At 40.2% G+C, this 19,094-nt stretch carries 18 protein-coding genes and 2 tRNA genes; 12 read left to right on the forward strand and 8 right to left on the reverse strand.

Annotation, left to right across the window (positions count from 1 at the left end; genetic code table 11):
- Positions 1-91 precede the first annotated feature (91 nt).
- Positions 92-745: a pyridoxamine 5'-phosphate oxidase gene (gene pdxH / locus AAC853_RS13665; RefSeq protein WP_338882471.1), complete on the reverse strand. Its 654-nt coding sequence runs from the start codon at positions 743-745 to the stop codon at positions 92-94.
- A gap of 110 nt (positions 746-855) precedes the next feature.
- On the reverse strand, positions 856-1,965 hold the full coding sequence (anmK, locus tag AAC853_RS13670) for an anhydro-N-acetylmuramic acid kinase (RefSeq protein ID WP_338882473.1): 1,110 nt from the start codon (positions 1,963-1,965) through the stop codon (positions 856-858).
- Between the two features lie 269 nt (positions 1,966-2,234).
- On the opposite strand from anmK, the gene AAC853_RS13675 reads away from it, so the two are divergent.
- Positions 2,235-2,708 (forward strand): outer membrane lipoprotein, encoded by a 474-nt coding sequence (locus tag AAC853_RS13675; RefSeq protein WP_338882475.1) that lies wholly within the window; start codon positions 2,235-2,237, stop codon positions 2,706-2,708.
- Between the two features lie 83 nt (positions 2,709-2,791).
- Here AAC853_RS13675 and slyA read toward each other — a convergent pair whose 3' ends face one another.
- Positions 2,792-3,229: a transcriptional regulator SlyA gene (gene slyA, locus AAC853_RS13680; RefSeq protein WP_338882476.1), complete on the reverse strand. Its 438-nt coding sequence runs from the start codon at positions 3,227-3,229 to the stop codon at positions 2,792-2,794.
- Positions 3,230-4,004: 775 nt separating this feature from the next.
- On the reverse strand, positions 4,005-4,244 hold the full coding sequence (locus AAC853_RS13685; RefSeq protein ID WP_340614875.1) for a DUF1289 domain-containing protein: 240 nt from the start codon (positions 4,242-4,244) through the stop codon (positions 4,005-4,007).
- A gap of 233 nt (positions 4,245-4,477) precedes the next feature.
- Between AAC853_RS13685 and gloA the strand changes: the two genes are divergently transcribed.
- Positions 4,478-4,885 (forward strand): lactoylglutathione lyase, encoded by a 408-nt coding sequence (gene gloA / locus AAC853_RS13690; protein WP_338882479.1) that lies wholly within the window; start codon positions 4,478-4,480, stop codon positions 4,883-4,885.
- A gap of 278 nt (positions 4,886-5,163) precedes the next feature.
- Entirely contained in the window at positions 5,164-5,823 is a 660-nt protein-coding gene (gene rnt / locus AAC853_RS13695; protein ID WP_340614876.1) for a ribonuclease T, read from the forward strand.
- Positions 5,824-5,893: 70 nt separating this feature from the next.
- On the opposite strand, the gene AAC853_RS13700 is transcribed toward rnt, so the two are convergent.
- A complete protein-coding gene (locus AAC853_RS13700; RefSeq protein WP_189760907.1) occupies positions 5,894-6,274 on the reverse strand; it encodes a Grx4 family monothiol glutaredoxin in 381 nt (126 codons plus the stop codon).
- 363 nt (positions 6,275-6,637) lie between these two features.
- On the opposite strand from AAC853_RS13700, the gene sodB reads away from it, so the two are divergent.
- Together sodB and purR are read left to right on the forward strand one after the other, a co-directional pair.
- On the forward strand, positions 6,638-7,216 hold the full coding sequence (gene sodB, locus AAC853_RS13705; RefSeq protein ID WP_338882482.1) for a superoxide dismutase [Fe]: 579 nt from the start codon (positions 6,638-6,640) through the stop codon (positions 7,214-7,216).
- Positions 7,217-7,707: 491 nt separating this feature from the next.
- On the forward strand, positions 7,708-8,733 hold the full coding sequence (purR, locus tag AAC853_RS13710) for an HTH-type transcriptional repressor PurR (RefSeq protein ID WP_340614878.1): 1,026 nt from the start codon (positions 7,708-7,710) through the stop codon (positions 8,731-8,733).
- A 3-nt stretch (positions 8,734-8,736) separates the two neighbouring features.
- Here purR and punR read toward each other — a convergent pair whose 3' ends face one another.
- Positions 8,737-9,645, reverse strand: coding sequence for a DNA-binding transcriptional activator PunR (punR, locus tag AAC853_RS13715; protein ID WP_340614879.1), 909 nt, complete (start codon positions 9,643-9,645; stop codon positions 8,737-8,739).
- 123 nt (positions 9,646-9,768) lie between these two features.
- Here punR and punC point away from each other — a divergent pair, with 123 nt between their 5' ends.
- Together punC and cfa are read left to right on the forward strand one after the other, a co-directional pair.
- The gene (gene punC / locus AAC853_RS13720) at positions 9,769-10,956 is read left to right on the forward strand and encodes a purine nucleoside transporter PunC (protein WP_340614880.1); all 1,188 of its coding nucleotides are present in this window, start codon (positions 9,769-9,771) and stop codon (positions 10,954-10,956) included.
- A 312-nt stretch (positions 10,957-11,268) separates the two neighbouring features.
- Positions 11,269-12,420, forward strand: a complete 1,152-nt coding sequence (gene cfa / locus AAC853_RS13725; protein ID WP_340614881.1) for a cyclopropane fatty acyl phospholipid synthase — start codon at positions 11,269-11,271, stop codon at positions 12,418-12,420.
- 109 nt (positions 12,421-12,529) lie between these two features.
- On the opposite strand, the gene AAC853_RS13730 is transcribed toward cfa, so the two are convergent.
- Positions 12,530-13,174, reverse strand: coding sequence for a riboflavin synthase subunit alpha (locus AAC853_RS13730; protein WP_338882489.1), 645 nt, complete (start codon positions 13,172-13,174; stop codon positions 12,530-12,532).
- A 307-nt stretch (positions 13,175-13,481) separates the two neighbouring features.
- Between AAC853_RS13730 and AAC853_RS13735 the strand changes: the two genes are divergently transcribed.
- The 5 genes from AAC853_RS13735 (at position 13,482) to AAC853_RS13755 (ending at position 17,945) form a co-directional block, all read left to right on the forward strand.
- Entirely contained in the window at positions 13,482-14,855 is a 1,374-nt protein-coding gene (locus AAC853_RS13735) for an MATE family efflux transporter (RefSeq protein WP_340614882.1), read from the forward strand.
- Positions 14,856-15,011: 156 nt separating this feature from the next.
- Positions 15,012-15,088, forward strand: a tRNA-Val gene (locus tag AAC853_RS13740).
- A 32-nt stretch (positions 15,089-15,120) separates the two neighbouring features.
- Positions 15,121-15,197: transfer RNA gene (locus tag AAC853_RS13745), tRNA-Val, on the forward strand.
- Between the two features lie 513 nt (positions 15,198-15,710).
- A complete protein-coding gene (pykF, locus tag AAC853_RS13750; RefSeq protein WP_338882492.1) occupies positions 15,711-17,120 on the forward strand; it encodes a pyruvate kinase PykF in 1,410 nt (469 codons plus the stop codon).
- A gap of 588 nt (positions 17,121-17,708) precedes the next feature.
- Positions 17,709-17,945, forward strand: a complete 237-nt coding sequence (locus tag AAC853_RS13755) for a major outer membrane lipoprotein (protein ID WP_338882493.1) — start codon at positions 17,709-17,711, stop codon at positions 17,943-17,945.
- Positions 17,946-18,016: 71 nt separating this feature from the next.
- Here AAC853_RS13755 and AAC853_RS13760 read toward each other — a convergent pair whose 3' ends face one another.
- Positions 18,017-19,006, reverse strand: a complete 990-nt coding sequence (locus tag AAC853_RS13760) for a L,D-transpeptidase family protein (protein ID WP_340614883.1) — start codon at positions 19,004-19,006, stop codon at positions 18,017-18,019.
- Positions 19,007-19,094: the final 88 nt, after the last annotated feature.

The raw sequence follows: 19,094 nt of genomic DNA on the forward strand, positions 1-19,094 counted from the left end.
TAAAACGCCAGTTATATAAGTGCCAGTATTAAAAACAGTAATTATTTCCCCTATTTTGCAATTCACTGCCCTGATTGGCTGTAATTTGCAATTAAGGAGCCAAACGGTCAATATTCCACTTATCACCATCACGTTGATACAGGAAACGATCATGAAGACGATGGGCTCCGCCCTGCCAAAATTCAACTGAGTCAAATTTGACTTTGAATCCTCCCCAAAAACTAGGGAGAGGAACTTCACCATTCTGGAATTTCTGTTTTAACTCCAAAAACTTCCCTTCCAAAATGCTTCTGGCTGATACCTTTGAAGATTGTTGGGAAGCCCAGGCTGCAATTTGGCTATCCCTCGGACGGCTATGGAAATATTTTACAACCTCAACCGGGGATAAGCGCTCAGCTCTGCCGAGAAAACTGACCTGTCGTTCCAATTGATACCAAGGAAAATGGAGGCTGATCCGGTTATTCTGGGTCAGATGTTTTGCCTTGCGACTGCCAAGATTGGTATAGAATATCAAGTGATCAGCATCGAAATGTTTTAATAGAACGATGCGTTGATAAGGTTGCCCATGCTCATCGACTGTCGCAATACACATTGCTGTCGGATCGCTGAGCTTCGCTTCACAAGCCTGCTTTAACCAACGTTCAAAAAGTTCAATTGGTTCTTCAGTAAGATCTTTTCGCCTTAACCCACCACGTATATATTCCCTGCGCAGTTCTGCAATATCGGTTTCATTATTCTCTGACATTTCTAACTCTCTATTTATTAATGAGTATTAGCATACCATTGTTATCTGTTAGCTAACTGCCGTCTTTTAATTAATAATGACCATCCGTTAATTGATCATTATCCAACCAATTATCTGACAACCGGATAAATTGCTCCTAAAATCGTTTCTCTATCCGCACCTGTGACTGATGGTAAATTACCCGACAACCCAGACATTGTTCGGAATGCTAGCCAGGCAAATGCCAGTGCTTCCATGTCGTCACCACTCAAACCATATTTGTCTGTTGTGGTCACTTCAGTACCTGGCAATAAAGCCGATAGCCGATTCATCACGAATGGATTACGCGCCCCGCCACCACATACCAGAAGACGATCACACCCACCACTTAGCCTAACTTGCTGAGCAACGCTTACAGCCGTTAGTTCAGCTAATGTGGCTTGAACATCCACGGGTTCCACATCAGGGAAATCAGCCAACTGTTTTTCCAACCATGCCATATTAAAATATTCACGCCCTGTACTCTTCGGTGCTGTACGTGCGAAATAAGGATCAGAAAGCATTTTCTGGAGTAAAGAAGCATTAACAGTCCCTTCATTGGCCCATTGTGCATCTTTATCATAAGGTAATTGCTTATGCCGCCATGTCCAAGCATCCATCAACATATTACCCGGCCCGGTGTCATATCCCTTAACGGCTGAATTAGGCAGAAGTGCTGAGATATTTGCTATTCCGCCAATGTTTAAAATAACACGCCTTTCTGTCGGATGGCCCAATACAGCCATATGGAATGCAGGCACCAAAGGGGCACCCTGACCACCATAAGCCATGTCACGCCGTCTGAAATCACCAACCGTTGTGATATTGGTAAGTGCTGCCACTCGGTTATTGTCACCAATTTGCATAGTAAAAGGTTTTTCACCGTCCGGCTCATGCCATACAGTCTGCCCGTGACATCCAATTGCTATAATATCATTTGCAGTCAACCCTGCTTTATTCAGTAACCCTTGAACAGCTTCCGCAAAGAGAGTGCCAAGCTCATAGTCAAGTCTCCCGACCATTGATAATGTCGTCTGCTGCCCTTGACAAATGGATAGCAATTTTTGCTTAAGCTCTTGCGGAAAAGGATAACTATAACTCTCTTGCTGAGTCACAGCCTTATCACTGATCTCCGCCAAAATAACATCAACCCCATCCATGCTGGTGCCAGACATCACACCAATATAACATCCTGACTTCATAAACATTTCCCCCATTGAATAATGGATCATATTTTACATGTGGATTACATTTAATCTTGCGTAAACGATAAAATAACGATCATTATCAGGGATAAAATCTGAGTTTTGGAAAGCTCTTCACAAAACCTGCTAAGCTTTTGGTCAGGAATTATTCTTTTCGTTCATTGTGAACATTTATTACGATGTAGACATACATCATTAGTAGCCGAACACTTGGTGATAAGTTTATTATCAAGCTTCCCTGTCGGGTATTAAAATTAGGAGTGACTATGTTAAAACGTTTCCTGGTTGGTGCAATTGTAGTAACCACATTGTCTGGCTGTGCAGACATGGGAGCACTTTCTAGTGATACTTACTCTATTGGTCAAGCCAAACAAGCTCAAACCGTGACCTATGGGACCATTCTGTCTGTACGACCCGTCACGATTAAAGGCAAACAAGCCGGTGATCCTAATATGTTGGGTCTCATTGGTGGTGCTGTTTTGGGAGGGCTGCTAGGTAATACAGTTGGTGATGGTTCTGGTCAAAGGCTTGCCACAGCCGCCGGTGCTATTGCTGGCGGTTTAGCCGGCCAAAGAATCGAAGGTACTTTAGACCAAACGAAAGGTGTTGAGCTAGAAATTCGTATGGACAGTGGAAAAAATCTTATCATAGTACAAAAATTGGATAGCGTCGTATTCAGCAGAGGGCAACGCGTCAAGATCGCAAACAGCGGAAATTCTTTGACTGTATCACCTCTTTGAAATACTCAAATAAACAAGACAAAAAATCGCGGCTTACCAGTAACAAATATCCGGGCCGCGATTTTATTATTATAGTTTAATTCTTATATTACCTGTTTGTGCAATTGGTTAATATTTTTTTCAATTTTCTTTATTACAGAAGCAAGTAGAATTAACTCATCATGAGTAATTCCTTCCAAAATTTCTTTTCTGGTCGAATCAATAACACTATCTACTTCTCTAATAAAATTTTCCGATTCTTTGGTTAATTTGATTCTTTTTGCACGTCTATCATTAGCACATGTATGACGTGTAATCAGTTTCTTTTCTTCTAATTGATCAAGCGTTCTCACCAAAGAGGGTTGTTCAATACCAATAGCTTTTGCTAACTGTATCTGTGACTGCTCTGGTGGTAGTTGACTAATATTGTATAGAGTAACCCAATGCGTCTGAGTTAATTTCAACGGTTTCAAACGATGATCAATTAAAGCGCGCCAAACACGGACTAAACGTGCCAGATCTGATCCCAATGTCAATTCCAATTACCCCTCCTTATAATTAGAGACTCATATAACATCAATGAATTATCCAATCAGTTTATTCATATGAATAATGGATACGCACCCCTATATCATGCTTACATTAGCAGAGTCAGCAAGTTCGCTAATTACCTAATTAGTGTCGCGTTGGCTTGTTACTCAAAGTTGACATTTTCGTCGCCCTGAAGAGCGAAATTGTATGGCGTACAGAATAATATCGCGCATTAATCCACCAACGATATAAACTGTATAAAATAATCCTCCAACTAAACTATTGAAATTCTAGATGTCAACAAAAAATACCCTCCTAAATATATACACTTCCACTCGACCAAAGTTCTATAAGAATAACCGCCATCCAAATACTAATCTATATATTTTTACATTAATATCATTTTTCTCTTACAGAGATTAGCCACCTCATAATAAATAATATAAAAAACAATAAGATAACAGATTGATCATTTTTCATTCAATAAATAATTCTTTAATAAAAAATTTTTACTGGAATGGCTAATATAGGTAACAGAAATAATATTTTGAAATGACTTATGTCAAATAAAAGAAATGTAACATAAATAATATATCATTTATGACTAGTAATATTTCTTATTTTTGGATCATCCTAAACTGTAATTCATATATACGCATTAAACTTCAAGTTGCAATTTACAACACGCTATGAAACCTGATTTATCCCCGCTTCGCGGGGAGAAATCACACATATCTTGAAGTTAGATTGGTATAAATGATACTTTTTAGACAACTCAGAATGAAATTAAAATAAATCGGATTGTTTTGAAATGATATTTTCTTCATCCCTCTTACTTCTTAACTCCCTTAGTTTTCTCTGATGACATAACCGCAATATTTCTCTTTTTTCACCATTCGATAATTTCATCCATATAAATCGCTCTTCTCTACTGCGATAGCATCCTCGGCAAAAACCACGGGGATCAGATTCACAAACGCCTCGGCAAGGGTTTGGAATAGCAAAGAATTCTAATTGTTCAGCCATCTTCCCCCCTACCTCTAAGCTTATCAAACATTCCAAAAATAAGACTGTTTGTTGGCCAGTATAAACTTCAGCCATAATATTTCAAAACAAAATGGTAACAACCAAAATAAGCCGGATAATTTGAATTATTTGATCTATACACGCTATAGTAATCAGGCACATACAGATAGGTGGGCAAAGTTTTGCAATAAGGCTATATTTCGCAATAAAACTATAAATATCAGGAGGTAATCATGCGTTTACTCCACACTATGATCCGTGTAGGCCATATGCAGCGTTCGATTGATTTCTATACTCAGGTAATGGGGATGCGCTTACTTCGCACCAGCGAAAATCCAGAGTATAAGTATTCTCTCGCGTTTGTTGGTTATACCGATGAAAGTCAAGGCGCCGTTATTGAGCTAACCTATAATTGGGGTGTTGAAAACTATGAAATGGGGACCGCATTTGGGCATATCGCCTTGGGTGTTGACGACGTTGTGGCAACCTGTGAACGCATCAAACGTGCTGGAGGGAAAGTAGTTCGTGAAGCAGGGCCGGTTAAAGGTGGAACAACTATCATTGCATTCGTTGAAGATCCCGATGGCTATAAGATTGAACTTATCGAAAATTCAAGTGCCAGCAATGCATTAGGCAACTAACTCTATCAATAGCTATCAAATTATAGCTATACGCATTAAACTTCAAGCTGCAATTTACAACACGATATGAAACCTGATTTCTCCCCGCTTCGCGGGGAGAAATTACATGCATCTTGAAGTGGATTGGTATACAGCTATTTATAAGGTATATAAGGGCATATTGCCCTTTAATTCCCCACCAGATAAGCATTATTTCTGCAAGACACTTCAAATTTTGTCATAATACCCACTATTCCAGAATCAAAAAAAGAATCCTGAAGCTAAGAACTGAAAATCAGATGCCTAATCAAAATGATAAAAATATGCTAAGTGGGCGCTTTCGTGGCTACTATCCTGTTGTCATTGATGTCGAAACCGCTGGTTTTAATGCGCGTACAGACGCTTTACTTGAAATTGCTGCAACTACTTTAAAAATGGATGAAGATGGTTGGCTAACGCCTGCCAATACACTGCATTTTCATATCGAGCCTTTTGAAGGGGCTAATCTTGATCCTGCCGCTCTCGCTTTCACTGGTATTGATCCTACAAACCCCTTACGAGGGGCTGTCAGTGAATACACTGCTTTACATGCAATTTTTAAAATGATCCGTAAAGGCATGAAAGACACGAATTGTAACCGTGCAATTATAGTCGCTCATAATGCCAATTTTGATCACAGTTTTGTTATGGCTGCTGCTGAACGTTCTGGTTTGAAACGCAATCCGTTCCATCCGTTCGCCACTTTTGATACTGCTGCACTCAGTGGCTTGGTTCTTGGTCAGACAATTCTTGCCAAAGCCTGTATCACAGCGGAAATTCCGTTTGACAGCAATCAGGCTCATAGTGCTCTTTATGATACTGATCGAACCGCCCTACTTTTCTGTGAACTGGTTAATCGCTGGAAGCGGCTGGGTGGTTGGCCGCTAGCTTCTACTGATAACGCTAACTGCGGATCCTAAAAAAGTAAGCCCCATCTTTAATAAGTATGGGGCTATAAAAAGTAGCCATTATTCAAATGAATGACTGACCTTATTCCTGCTCACGATATTTATCAGCAGTCTCTTTGATCAGTGTTTGTAGTTCACCGCGTTGATACATCTCAACAAGAATGTCACAACCTCCCACCAACTCACCATCAACCCAAAGCTGAGGAAAAGTCGGCCAATTTGCATACTTAGGTAATTGAGCACGGATATCCGGATTTTGCAGAATATCCACATAAGCAAAACGTTCACCACAAGCTGATAAAGCCTGAACTGCCTGTGCAGAGAAGCCACAGCTTGGCAATTTTGGTGAACCTTTCATGTACAACAGAATTGGGTTTTCTCTGATTTGGCGTTCGATTTTTTCAATTACCGCATCAGCCGTTGTATCAGTAACCGTGTTAGTGTTTGTATTGATATTAGTCATTTTTGCTTCCTTAAAAACTGCAAGCGCTATTTATCAGCATAAGATAAAGATTGATTCAGAATACCACTTTCTACGCTAATTTTTCTACCGTGAACTTTGTATGGCAAATTTTTGCTATGACTTACCACAAGTGATCACTTAATATTTTCATTTCAACTGACTGTATTCAATCCATATTAAGCTCAGTTCTGCACCAGTTCGCAGCTTAATAGCATCTTTTTCCCTGTTATTTAGCAGAAAAGTTGTTAAGATAATTATCAAAATAGCAACACGATAATAAACTTAAATTTGCCCTGCTCATGGTTCGTGTCTAAGCCATGGTTTGCAGAGCCAAAAACCCGATATTAAAAAAAGGAGCATGCAATGTCTTTTGAATTACCAGCATTACCTTATGCCAAAGATGCCCTGGAACCACACATTTCTGCAGAAACTCTGGAATATCACTACGGCAAACACCACAACGCTTATGTTGTAAATCTGAATAATCTAATTAAAGATACTGAATTTGCCGGAAAATCTCTGGAAGAAATCATCAAAACATCTGAAGGTGGCATCTTCAATAACGCAGCACAAGTTTGGAACCATACTTTCTACTGGCATAGCCTGTCACCAAATGGGGGTGGCGAACCTACCGGAAAAGTGGCAGACGCTATCAACAATGCTTTCGGCTCTTTTGCTGAGTTTAAACAACAGTTCACTGATTCAGCCTTGAAAAACTTTGGTTCGGGTTGGACTTGGTTAGTTAAGAAAGCTGATGGTACTTTGGCTATCGTTAACACGTCTAATGCAGCAACGCCATTGACTGGCGAAGATAAACCAGTACTGACTGTTGATGTTTGGGAGCACGCATATTACATCGATTACCGCAATGCACGCCCCCAATATTTAGAACACTTCTGGGCTCTGGTCAATTGGAAATTTGTTGAAGAAAACTTGGCTTAATAAGCCTAATTCTTATACTAGCTTGAAATAATAAGGGCGGGTTTTCCTTTATTCGCGGCATTCCGCATGTTGGAAAACCCGCCCTTAAGGCAAGTGGGGCTACAAATTCTTTTAGAGCTTGATCAGATCAGGCAGAGGCTCCCCAGAAAAATAATCATGATTAATGCACTACTGGCGGCCAATAATCCCAATTTCAGATCTGTATCCATAGAATATCCTCAATGTGAAAATTAAGACACCTCAACACCATAAATTTTAAGCGGTTATTTGCCATATATCGAAAAAACCATACCGCAATATTTAGTACATACTCTTTATAGCATCGATTATTGCTTTCACTTTTGAGCTAGATCAGACAAAATCCAAGGTTTACCGCGAAATTATTGTCAACCATCACCCTGTATATAAATATATTGGCAAACGATTAACAAATAGCTATACCCGACAAGAAAGATAAAGGGTATATAAATTAGGTCAGGAGTCCTTTTTTCATGGCAACGATTAAAGATGTGGCTAAACGCGCTGGTGTTTCGACCACAACCGTATCCCATGTTATCAATAAAACCCGTTTCGTCGCCGAAGATACAAAGGCTGCAGTTTGGGCCGCTATTAACGAATTGAACTATTCTCCCAGTGCGGTTGCCCGTAGCTTAAAAGTTAACCACACCAAGTCCATTGGATTGCTGGCAACATCAAGTGAAGCACCATACTTTGCTGAGATCATAGAATCGGTTGAAAATAGCTGCTATAGCAAAGGTTATACCCTGATTTTATGTAATTCTCATAACAATCTTGATAAACAGAAAGCGTATCTCGCGATGCTCGCACAAAAACGCGTCGATGGTTTGCTAGTAATGTGTTCAGAATACCCTGAGCAACTTTTGAGTATGTTGGAAGGCTATCGTAATATTCCTATGGTGGTCATGGATTGGGGAGAATCCAGAGGCGATTTTACCGATGCAATTATTGATAATGCCTTTCATGGTGGTTATCTGGCGGGTCGTTATCTTATTGAACGTGGCCATCGTGATATTGCATCTATTCCTGGACCATTGGCAAGAAATACAGGGGGAGGCCGCCACCAAGGTTTTCTTAAGGCACTAAAAGAAGGCAATATAGCCATTCGGGATGAGTGGATTGTACAAGGTGATTTTGAACCTGAGTCCGGTTATCAAGCCATGTATAAGATCCTGAATCAAAAACATCGTCCAACTGCTGTTTTCTGTGGTGGAGATGTCATGGCGATGGGAGCGATCTGTGCAGCTGATGAGTTGGGTCTGCGCGTTCCGCAAGATATTTCAATCATCGGTTATGATAATATTCGTAATGCCCGCTATTTTACGCCAGCATTGACAACCATTCACCAACCCAAAGAGCGTTTAGGGCAAATGGCCTTTTCAATGTTGCTGGACAGGATCGTCAATAAACGTGAGGATGCACAAACTATTGAAGTCCACCCACGCCTTGTTGAACGGCGCTCTGTTGCAGATGGACCTTTTATCGATTATCGCCGCTGACAGTTAATTTTCTTGTAGCCATTCGGCATTAAGCGTTTCGCTATCCCCCAGATAATCAAGTAACCAACTTAATGCCGGTGAATGGCTTTTTTGCGACCATGTCAAGCAGCATGGGCTGTCAGGCAATGGTTGTTCAAGTTCAAGTGTAACCAGCTTGCCTTTACGGATCAGCGGTAGAGCACGGTGTTTAGGCACCATGCCTACACACAATCCATCCATCAAACAACTTAATCCAACATCCCAATCAGGAACAATTAATCTCCGTTGATTATCCAAAGCCCATGTATCACGCTTAGGCAAGTTGCGGGAGGTATCTTCGAGGCATAAACTAGGGTAAGGCCGCATTTGGTCATCATTCAATTTTTCCGATATTACTGCCAGTTCGTGTTCAGGGCTGGCTACACACAACCAAGGCATAAATCCCATATCCCTGAAGCTATATCGCTCACCAACAGGGGAAGCACGCGTCGCTCCGATAGCGACATCCACTCTGCCATCCACCAGAGCATCCCATACGCCATTGAAAACTTCAGGATAAATTAATAATTCAATATCTGGAAAATGACGATAAAAATCCAAAATTAGCCGAAGCGTTCGCTCTGGTTTTACAACCTGATCAACCGCAATACTAAATTGCCCCCGCCAACCATTGGCAACCTGTTGGCACTGGTGCCGAGTGTGATTCATTTTTTTGATAACAGAACGTGCTTCTTTGACAAAAATTGCTCCCGCTTCTGTTAAATCGACATCACGATGACGACGTTCAAACAGAGGGACTGCCAACCATTCTTCAAGCTGTTTTACCGTATAGCTGACAGCAGAAGGGACACGATGAAGTTCTGAAGCAGCCGCGCTAAAACTTCCTGTTCTGGCAACAGCATCAACGACTTCCAGAGAGTATTCAGACCACATATATCTTCCTTTCAATTTTTTTCACAGCATGGTGCAAATATTACCGTTTCACAAGTAAAAATCATGCTATATAAAATAGGCTAACTATTTCCTTATCCACTACAAAACCTAGTTATTAACACAATGACAACAAATAAAAACGCCATTCCATTTATGTCTTATCTCGCCGGCTTAAGCATGTTAGGCTATTTGGCTATTGATATGTATCTGCCCGCTTTTGATGCAATGCAAGCAGAATTGGATACATCAACTAATGCTATCAGTGCGAGCCTTAGCATTTTCCTTGCCGGATTTGCTTTTGCACAACTTTTATGGGGTCAATTGTCTGACCGTTTAGGCAGAAAACCTGTTCTTATTATCGGCCTGTCCCTGTTTTCCATTAGTTGTTTAGGTATGCTTTGGATAACGGGTCCTACCCAGTTACTGGTATTAAGGTTTATGCAAGCAGTTGGTGTTTGTTCTGCCGCGGTAACTTGGCAGGCTTTAGTCGTCGACAGATATGATGCAGAACGTACCAAACGTATTTTTGCCATGATCATGCCTTTGGTTGCCCTTTCCCCTGCTCTTGCTCCTTTGTTGGGCGCATGGTTATTGACGCATAATGGTTGGAGAATCATTTTTCTGGTTTTAATGATCGTAACGATGTTGTTGTTAATACCCACATTTTTCCTGACCAATAAACGTACTAATATCGAAACCAACACCGATAAAAAGGCAGTTTCTTTCTTTACGTTATTAACTTCCCCTGTTTTTAACGGAAATGTTTTGGTCTATGCGTCTTGTAGTGCTGGTTTTTTTGCTTGGTTAACAGGCTCACCAACAATTTTGAAAGGCATGGGTTATGATCCTACCGATATTGGCCTAAGTTATATTCCCCAAACTCTGGCCTTTATGATTGGCGGGTATGGTTGCCGTATCTTATTGGAAAAAGTGAAAAGCGAAACGATATTCCCATTTCTATTAGTGGGATATGCTGTAAGCATGATCACTATTTATTTGCTCTCCATATTGAGTGAACCTTCATTTATCGCCATTCTTATTCCTTTTTGTGTGATGGCAGCAATGAATGGCGCATCCTATCCAATTGCAGTAGCAAATGCTCTGTCTGTTTATCCCCAGGATAGCGGTAAAGCAGCTGCATTACAAAATGCCCTACAACTGGGCCTCTGTTTTGTCGCAAGTATGCTCGTCTCTGTATTTATGGAATACCCTCTTCTATCGACGACGACAATAATGGTGCTTACGGTTGTTCCAATGGCTGTCGGTTATTGGCTGCAAAAACAAAGTATTAAAAAAAGCCACCAGGCATAAATAAAATAATTTCCTAAAAAAATAATAGTTAAGAACATTATTATCTAAAGGTTACCCCATTATGTGACCTTTAGATGATTGTTTAAATGCCATTTCACTCATATACTCATACGGTTTAATTATTTTAAAACTTCGGAATTTGGGGTCTTTCAGGGCATTGACGCTCTATTTAATTTTAGGATGAATAGGCAATATGTGCTTTTTAAAACAATTTCTATATTATTTTCCAATAAACCTTAGAGGTTTTATATAATAAAAAATCAGCTACAAAGTGATACCTCAAAATTCCACCACACCAATGTTGGAGAGTATATGAGTTCATCTTTCGTTGAAGGTAAAAAAACAATCACTAATCCTTGGCATAGGATCGCCCACGAATTGCTTCAGGAAGCTGATATCAATATCAATGGCAAACGCCCTTTCGACATACGTGTTAAAAATCCTGACTTCTATAAACGCGTATTGAAAGAAGGCTCTTTGGGTTTAGGTGAGAGCTATATGGATGGCTGGTGGGAATGTGATCGCCTTGATATTTTCTTTTATAAAGTATTACGGGCAGATTTAGAACATCGTATTCCTAAAAATGTCAAAGATATCTTCAAGATAATTATCGCTCGTATATTTAATTTACAATCGCCCAAACGTGCCTGGATTGTAGGTGAAGAGCATTATAATTTAGGCAATGACCTGTTTATTCGGATGCTTGATCCTCACATGCAATATTCTTGCGGTTATTGGAAAGATGCCAACACACTGGAAGAAGCACAATCTCATAAACTACACCTGATTTGCGAAAAACTACAGTTGTCCCCAGGCATGACTGTATTAGATATCGGTTGTGGATGGGGAGGCTTAGCAGCCTATGCCGCTGAAAACTACGGTGTATCTGTCACAGGGGTAACGATTTCAGCCGAACAGCAGAAATATGCCCAGGAACGTTGCAAAGGTTTAAATGTAAAAATTATCCTTGAAGATTACCGAAATCTTAACCTTCAATTTGATCGTGTTGTATCCGTCGGTATGTTTGAGCACGTTGGCCCTAAAAATTATGATAATTATTTCAATATCGTGAAAAAAAATCTAAAACCTGATGGTTTATTTCTTCTCCATACCATCGGCTCCAATGTTGATAAATTAGGTTCCGATGCATGGATTAATAAATATATTTTTCCCAACGGCTGTTTACCATCAATAGCCAAAATTGCCAAAGCAACGACAGGAAAATTTGTCATGGAAGATTGGCACAACTTTGGGGCTGATTATGACCGAACACTGATGGCATGGTATGAGCGATTTACTGCCAGTTGGCATGAAATAGAACACAACTATAGCCCACGCTTTAAACGAATGTTCACTTATTACTTGAATGCTTGTGCAGGTGCATTCCGTGCAAGAGATATTCAGTTATGGCAGGTAATATTCAGTCCGCAGGGTATAGAAAATGGATTGAGAGTACCTAGATAAGATCCCCCATAATACGCACTCCAAGCTACAGAAATAGGATATTTCTGTAGCTTTCAGATTTTGTCGAACCAAATTATTAAAACATCGAAGACACAATCTAGAAATATTTTTATTGCCCTTCAACCTGAAACAATAAATTATTTTGTTCTTTCTGAGCCATAACCCGTTCAACAGTATCGACAATCGCTTGAGTTTGTGGATCAATTTCAATATTAACCTTTTCACCCAAACGTTTTTTGCCCAGAGTTGTGCGCTCCAATGTTTCTGGAATTAAATGAACGCAAAAACGATTATTGACTACATCTCCAATGGTTAGGCTAATCCCGTCAATCCCAATAAATCCTTTATGCAGGATATATTTCATTAACGGTTTATCGTGAATCCGAAACCATATTTCATGGTTATTTTCAGAAGTAAAAATCTTGGTAATTTCTGCTATCGTAATAACATGACCGGACATCAAATGCCCACCTATTTCATCACCGAATTTAGCTGCCCTTTCCAGATTAACTAAATCACCGATTCTCAGTTCACCAAGGTTGGTCAGACGTAATGTTTCTTTCATTAAATCAAAACTGACTAAATCACCAACGATCTTAGTGACAGTCAGACAACAACCATTGTGGGAAACAGAAGCTCCCGTTGCAATTCCGGGTAATAATTCAGCCGGAAATTTAACAACATGGGTCCGAAAATTCATTTTTTCTTCAATAGCAACTATCGGCGCTTTTCCCTGAACGATACCTGTAAACATGGGAACCTCTTTAATAATTTCATCTAGCGGATTAGTTTAACCCACTCACCACTTTTAAACAGCATTTCGTTTAAACATGACTCTGTTTAAATATCATTTTACTTAACTCACTATTTGGGTTGAGTTTAGTTTCAGTTAAGTGTTGCTTCAATCATATCGAGTATAAACATCTTGCAATGATTGGATTAATAAAATGAGTCCTATACAATAGGGCGGCTTATAAGCGATACATTTTCCATTAACATCGTTTGCTCGCAAAATATTTCTTGTTTTTCTTGTTAATTTTCAATCAAAAAAGGTGTAGTACGTGCAGAAATATTTAAATGAAGCGCGTCGTTTGCTCGCTTTGGGGATCCCTATTGTCATCGCACAGTTTTCACAAACTGCGATGGGTTTCGTCGATACTGTCATGGCCGGTAAAGCTGGTGCTGTTGAAATGTCAGCAGTGGCGGTTGGCACATCAATCTGGCTGCCAACCATTCTGTTTAGCCAAGGTTTATTGCTTGCCTTGACGCCAATCGTGGCACACATGAATGGCTCTGGCCAGAGAAAAAATATTGCAGGCCAAATCCAGCAAGGATTTTGGCTTGCAACCATCCTTTCTATCTTGACCATCGTAATACTGTATAACAGCCGATTTATTATAGAGGCACAACATAATATCGATCCTGTATTGGCACAAAAAGCCACAGAATTTATCCATGCTATCATGTGGGGGGCACCAGGTTATTTGTTTTATCAAGTTTTGCGTAGTCAATGTGAAGGATTATCGAAAACCAAACCAGCAATGATAATTGGCCTTGCCGGATTACTGGTCAATATCCCTGTTAACTATATTTTTATTTACGGTAAATTTGGTGCACCTGAATTGGGTGGTGTAGGTTGTGGTGTTGCAACGGCAACCGTTTACTGGATCATGTTCCTGTTGCTGCTTGTCTATGTGAAGCACTCTCCTTCCCAAAAAGATATCCAAACATTCAAAAAATTTGGGGGTCCTGAATGGCATACGCAAAAACGTATTACACTGCTTGGCCTACCTATCGCTTTGGCGCTGTTCTTTGAGGTTACCCTGTTTGCTGTCGTTTCGTTATTGGTTTCTCCGCTTGGCGTTGTGGCTGTTGCTGGGCACCAAATATCACTCAACTTCAGCTCCATGATGTTTATGTTCCCTCTGTCATTGGGGATAGCTGCAACTATTCGCGTTGGCTATAACCTGGGCCAACAATCAATAGAAGGCGCTAAGATATCCGCTTATACAAGTATTATTGTTGGCTTAATTATTGCCTGTGTGACAGCGACCTTTACGGTACTGTTTAGCAAACACATTGCGTTTATGTACAACGATAATCCTGAAGTCGTTCTTCTTGCTTCCCATTTGATGTTGTTTGCTGCTATTTACCAGCTTTCTGATTCGGTTCAGGTCATTGGATCAGGGATACTACGCGGATATAAAGATACACGTTCTATTTTCTTTATCACTTTTATTGCTTACTGGCTCTTAGGGCTACCTAGTGGTTATATTCTGGCATTGACTGATTATGTCACTCAGCCGATGGGGCCACAGGGTTTCTGGATTGGGTTCATTATCGGTTTAACCGCATCAGCATTTATGATGGGCTACCGTATCCTATGGACACAAAAACAGCCAGCCCATGATGTACTGAAACGTTCTACTCGTTAATTCAGTACTTTTTTACCAACACAAGGGGAAAAGCTGCTAATTCATGCTAAAAGATGTAAATGCGAGCAATTGAACAAGAATTTGCATTTTCCCCTTGCCAGAAAGCTCAGTGCCCGTTAATATTCGTCCCCGTTGTCAGTCACGGAAATTTAGATTGCGTCCGTAGCTCAGTTGGTTAGAGCACCACCTTGACATGGTGGGGGTCGGTGGTTCGAGTCCACTCGGACGCACCAAATATCCGGTTGACAAAAAAGAATCTTAATGTGCGTCCGTAGCTCAGTTGGTTAGAGCACCACCTTGACATGGTGGGGGTCGGTGGTTCGAGTCCACTCGGACGCACCATATCTCATTCATCACTTCACACTTTTCTTGTTCTGCTTACATTTTCCAGTTTTTTCACTCTAACATTCCTTTGCTCACATGCCAGTTGTTACCTGATCTGCTTGCGTAGTAAAAATTCCATTATATTTTGTTTGCGCAACAACTCTCTGATTTCTTTAATCATGAGTCATAACTATCTCCTCTTTTCTGTATGGAAATCCTTTCGAGAGCCATTTTTTGATTCATTTCACAGAAATTAGTCTCTATAATACGTTTATGTCATAAGTTGAATGGTTTCAGCCAATTAATTTACCGAATTCAGAAAAAATTACAGATGATTAATCAAACTAAATCCGCATATCTACACATGCCTAAATTCAAGCTGAAAAACTATTTGACTCTTACATTATCTATTTTCTATTGCTATCCGTTTTCACTATGTTGCGCAACCCATAACACCAGATGATGCTGGCATAGACGTTAATGGCTGGCGATTCACTCTTTTAATCCATTAAAATCAGTAGATAGATTGTCATGAAAAAAACCAAAATTGTTTGTACTATCGGGCCAAAAACAGAATCCGAAGAGAAATTGACCGAGTTGCTTAATGCTGGTATGAATGTGATGCGCCTGAACTTTTCTCACGGTGACTATGAAGAACATGGTCAGCGCATTAAAAATATTCGCGCGGTTGTAGCTAAAACGAGCAAAAAAGCAGCAATATTACTGGATACTAAGGGTCCCGAAATCCGTACCATGAAACTGGAAGATGGCAATGACGTCTCTCTTATCGCGGGCCAAACTTTCACCTTTACAACAGATAAATCTGTTATTGGCAATCGAGATCGTGTCGCTGTAACGTATACTGGACTGCCAGAAGATTTGAAACCAGGAAACACTGTATTGGTTGATGATGGTTTGATCGCCATGACAGTTAAAGCAACTACCGCTACTGAAGTCATCTGTGAGGTATTGAACAACGGTGACTTAGGTGAAAACAAGGGTGTTAACCTGCCAAATGTTTCTATCAACCTGCCTGCACTGGCAGAAAAAGATAAACAGGATTTGATCTTTGGTTGTGAGCAAGGCGTAGATTTCGTTGCGGCATCTTTTATCCGTAAACGCTCCGATGTACTGGAAATCCGTGAACACCTGAAAGCTCATGGTGGCGAACACATCCAAATTATTTCCAAAATTGAAAATCAAGAAGGCCTAAATAACTTCGATGAAATTCTCGAAGCGTCTGATGGCATCATGGTTGCCCGTGGTGATCTGGGTGTTGAAATCCCAGTAGAAGAAGTTATCTTCGCGCAAAAAATGATGATCGAAAAATGTAATGCAGCTCGTAAAGTTGTTATCACTGCCACCCAGATGCTGGATTCAATGATCAAAAACCCACGCCCTACCCGCGCTGAAGCCGGCGATGTTGCTAACGCTATTTTAGACGGTACCGATGCAGTAATGCTTTCTGGTGAAAGTGCGAAAGGAAAATACCCTGTTGAAGCCGTTTCTATCATGGCAACAATCTGTGAACGTACAGATCGCGTTATGGGCAGCAAAATTGAACATACCAGAACTCAGAAATTGCGTGTTACCGAAGCAGTGTGCCGTGGCGCGGTTGAAATTGCAGAAAAATTGGAAGCTCCATTAATTGTCGTGGCAACATATGGTGGTAAGTCTGCAAGATCTATCCGCAAATATTTCCCTAATGCTTCAATCCTTGCGTTGACAACGAATGAAATCACAGCTCGTCAATTGCTGTTGGTCAAAGGTGTTTCCACCCAGGTTGTCAAAGAAATCGCCTCTACCGATGATTTTTATCGCCTTGGTAAAGAAGCCGCATTGGCAAGTGGTATGGCACACAAAGGGGATATCGTTGTTATGGTGTCCGGCGCATTAGTACCAAGTGGCACCACAAACACTTCCTCTGTTCACGTGCTATAGGCTAAATAACAGTACTGCCTAAACTTGGCAATACTATACCAATATAACTTCAAGATGCATGTGATTTCTCCCCGCTTTGCGGGGAGAAATCAGGTTTCATAGCGTGTTGTAAATTGCAACTTGAAGTTTAATGCGTATAGAATCATAAAGAAACCCATATTTGTATAATACAAATATGGGTTTCTTTATATTTTACTATTTTCTCCATTTATGTTTGAGTCAAAAGATTTTTTATATACCCATCTAACTTCAAAATGTATGTGATTTCCCCCCGCCTTGCGGGGAGAAATCAGGTTTCATATAGTATTGTAAATGGCAACTTTAAATTTAATACGTATATAACAATAATTCGTGTTAATTTAACAATATTAATTCAAACATCCTTTTATCATTAAAAATAATTAAACATATAAGTTACACTATCATTTGTGTTGCCTTTTATTGCCGATATCCAAAAAATTATTGGTTTATTTTGAAATAAAGAATAGTGAAATTTTTTTCATAGCAAAAATTTATTCTCTTTCCAAAACAGTTTGTGTAATACTTAGATGGCTACTTGGTGATTAACTTAATCTAGAGGGTAATGTAATGAATCGTACTAAAGTTGTATTTGGTGCAGTAATTCTGGCTTCTACTCTGTTAGCGGGCTGTTCAAGCGCTACTAAAGTTGAACAACTTGCCTCTCAGGTTCAAACTCTCGGTTCCAAAGTTGACCAATTGAGCAGTGATCTCAGTTCTGTTCGTTCTGATGTACAATCAGCCAGAGACGAAGCTGCTCGTGCGAACCAACGCCTTGATAACCAAGTTCGTTCATACAAGAAATAATTTTTATAGTAGGAAAGTCAGTAGAAATTATTGATAAAAAATGGCGTACAGTAGTACGCCATTCCTATTTCTTAGGTTTCAGGTTGGTAAATCGGCCCTGGTTGATGTAGTGGTGGCATATTGGTAACTAACCCTATATTCACTTGTACTGGCATACCTGAACGACGAATAATCGCTTGATCAACAAGAAATTCATCTGTTTCACGATGATTAACGAACTTCACTAATCCTTCAGAACGTGAGATCGGCATTGTTTGTGGATCATCTGTCTCTTTATTAGACAGTGGCTGATGAACTTCCACATAGCGCTTACCATCTGGCTCTACAGCATATTTCACCGGTTCATTAATAACTTGGACACGGGTTCCTCGTGGGACAGTCCGAAACAAATTTTCAATATCCTCAGGCCGCAAACGAATACATCCTGAACTCACACGCATACCAATGCCAAAATTCGCATTTGTACCGTGGATCAGATACTCGCCACGCCCAGCAGCCAAACGTAAGGCAAAATCCCCCATTGGATTATCAGGACCTGCGGGTATGACAGCAGGCAAAATAATTCCCCGACTAGCATAATCCTTACGAATATTAACGGTTGGTGTCCATGTCGGGTTTTTAATTAATTGGCTGACTGACGTTGTCATAATCGGCGTGTTACGCCCAAGTTGGCCTATTCCAATAGGATAAACAACGACATAATTTTTTCCCTCAGGAAAATAATAAAGCCTAAGCTCAGCCAGGTTGATAATAATTCCTTGGCGGGGAGTGTCTGGAAGCAGCATCTGTGATGGAATAATTAACTCAGTACCTGGTTTAGGTAAGTAAGGATCGACACCAGGATTTGCTTCCAACATCGCTAATAATCCTATTTGGTATTTGGCAGCAATGGATTCTAATGGACGCCCATCATCGGGCACAATATAGGTAGAGTTTTCGCCAATCAGGCGGCTATTGGCAGGAGGCAATGGATACTCGATAGCATGGGCGATATTGGTCAATCCACTTAACGACAACATGCCAATCAAGAACATGCCGATAACAGTTAAAAATCGCTTCATACGTGCTTCCTGAAAATGATGCTTGAATGTGGTGGTTAATTAATAGCCTATTTTGCAAAACTATTCTATCTTATTCGTAGTAATCAAA

This window comes from Xenorhabdus thailandensis, assembly GCF_037996785.1.
Classification (GTDB): domain Bacteria; phylum Pseudomonadota; class Gammaproteobacteria; order Enterobacterales; family Enterobacteriaceae; genus Xenorhabdus; species Xenorhabdus griffiniae.

Bases quoted from the DNA above. Each gene is read 5' to 3' on its own strand.
- AAC853_RS13675 (WP_338882475.1), top strand. From the start codon at position 2,235: ATGTTAAAACGTTTCCTGGTTGGTGCAATTGTAGTAACCACATTGTCT.
- AAC853_RS13760 (WP_340614883.1), bottom strand. From the start codon at position 19,006: ATGAAGCGATTTTTAACTGTTATCGGCATGTTCTTGATTGGCATGTTG.
- AAC853_RS13685 (WP_340614875.1), bottom strand. From the start codon at position 4,244: ATGGCTGAACAATTAGAATTCTTTGCTATTCCAAACCCTTGCCGAGGC.
- cfa (WP_340614881.1), top strand. From the start codon at position 11,269: ATGAGTTCATCTTTCGTTGAAGGTAAAAAAACAATCACTAATCCTTGG.
- rnt (WP_340614876.1), top strand. From the start codon at position 5,164: ATGCCTAATCAAAATGATAAAAATATGCTAAGTGGGCGCTTTCGTGGC.
- gloA (WP_338882479.1), top strand. From the start codon at position 4,478: ATGCGTTTACTCCACACTATGATCCGTGTAGGCCATATGCAGCGTTCG.
- sodB (WP_338882482.1), top strand. From the start codon at position 6,638: ATGTCTTTTGAATTACCAGCATTACCTTATGCCAAAGATGCCCTGGAA.
- AAC853_RS13755 (WP_338882493.1), top strand. From the start codon at position 17,709: ATGAATCGTACTAAAGTTGTATTTGGTGCAGTAATTCTGGCTTCTACT.
- pdxH (WP_338882471.1), bottom strand. From the start codon at position 745: ATGTCAGAGAATAATGAAACCGATATTGCAGAACTGCGCAGGGAATAT.
- purR (WP_340614878.1), top strand. From the start codon at position 7,708: ATGGCAACGATTAAAGATGTGGCTAAACGCGCTGGTGTTTCGACCACA.
- anmK (WP_338882473.1), bottom strand. From the start codon at position 1,965: ATGAAGTCAGGATGTTATATTGGTGTGATGTCTGGCACCAGCATGGAT.
- punC (WP_340614880.1), top strand. From the start codon at position 9,769: ATGACAACAAATAAAAACGCCATTCCATTTATGTCTTATCTCGCCGGC.
- punR (WP_340614879.1), bottom strand. From the start codon at position 9,645: ATGTGGTCTGAATACTCTCTGGAAGTCGTTGATGCTGTTGCCAGAACA.
- pykF (WP_338882492.1), top strand. From the start codon at position 15,711: ATGAAAAAAACCAAAATTGTTTGTACTATCGGGCCAAAAACAGAATCC.
- AAC853_RS13730 (WP_338882489.1), bottom strand. From the start codon at position 13,174: ATGTTTACAGGTATCGTTCAGGGAAAAGCGCCGATAGTTGCTATTGAA.
- AAC853_RS13700 (WP_189760907.1), bottom strand. From the start codon at position 6,274: ATGACTAATATCAATACAAACACTAACACGGTTACTGATACAACGGCT.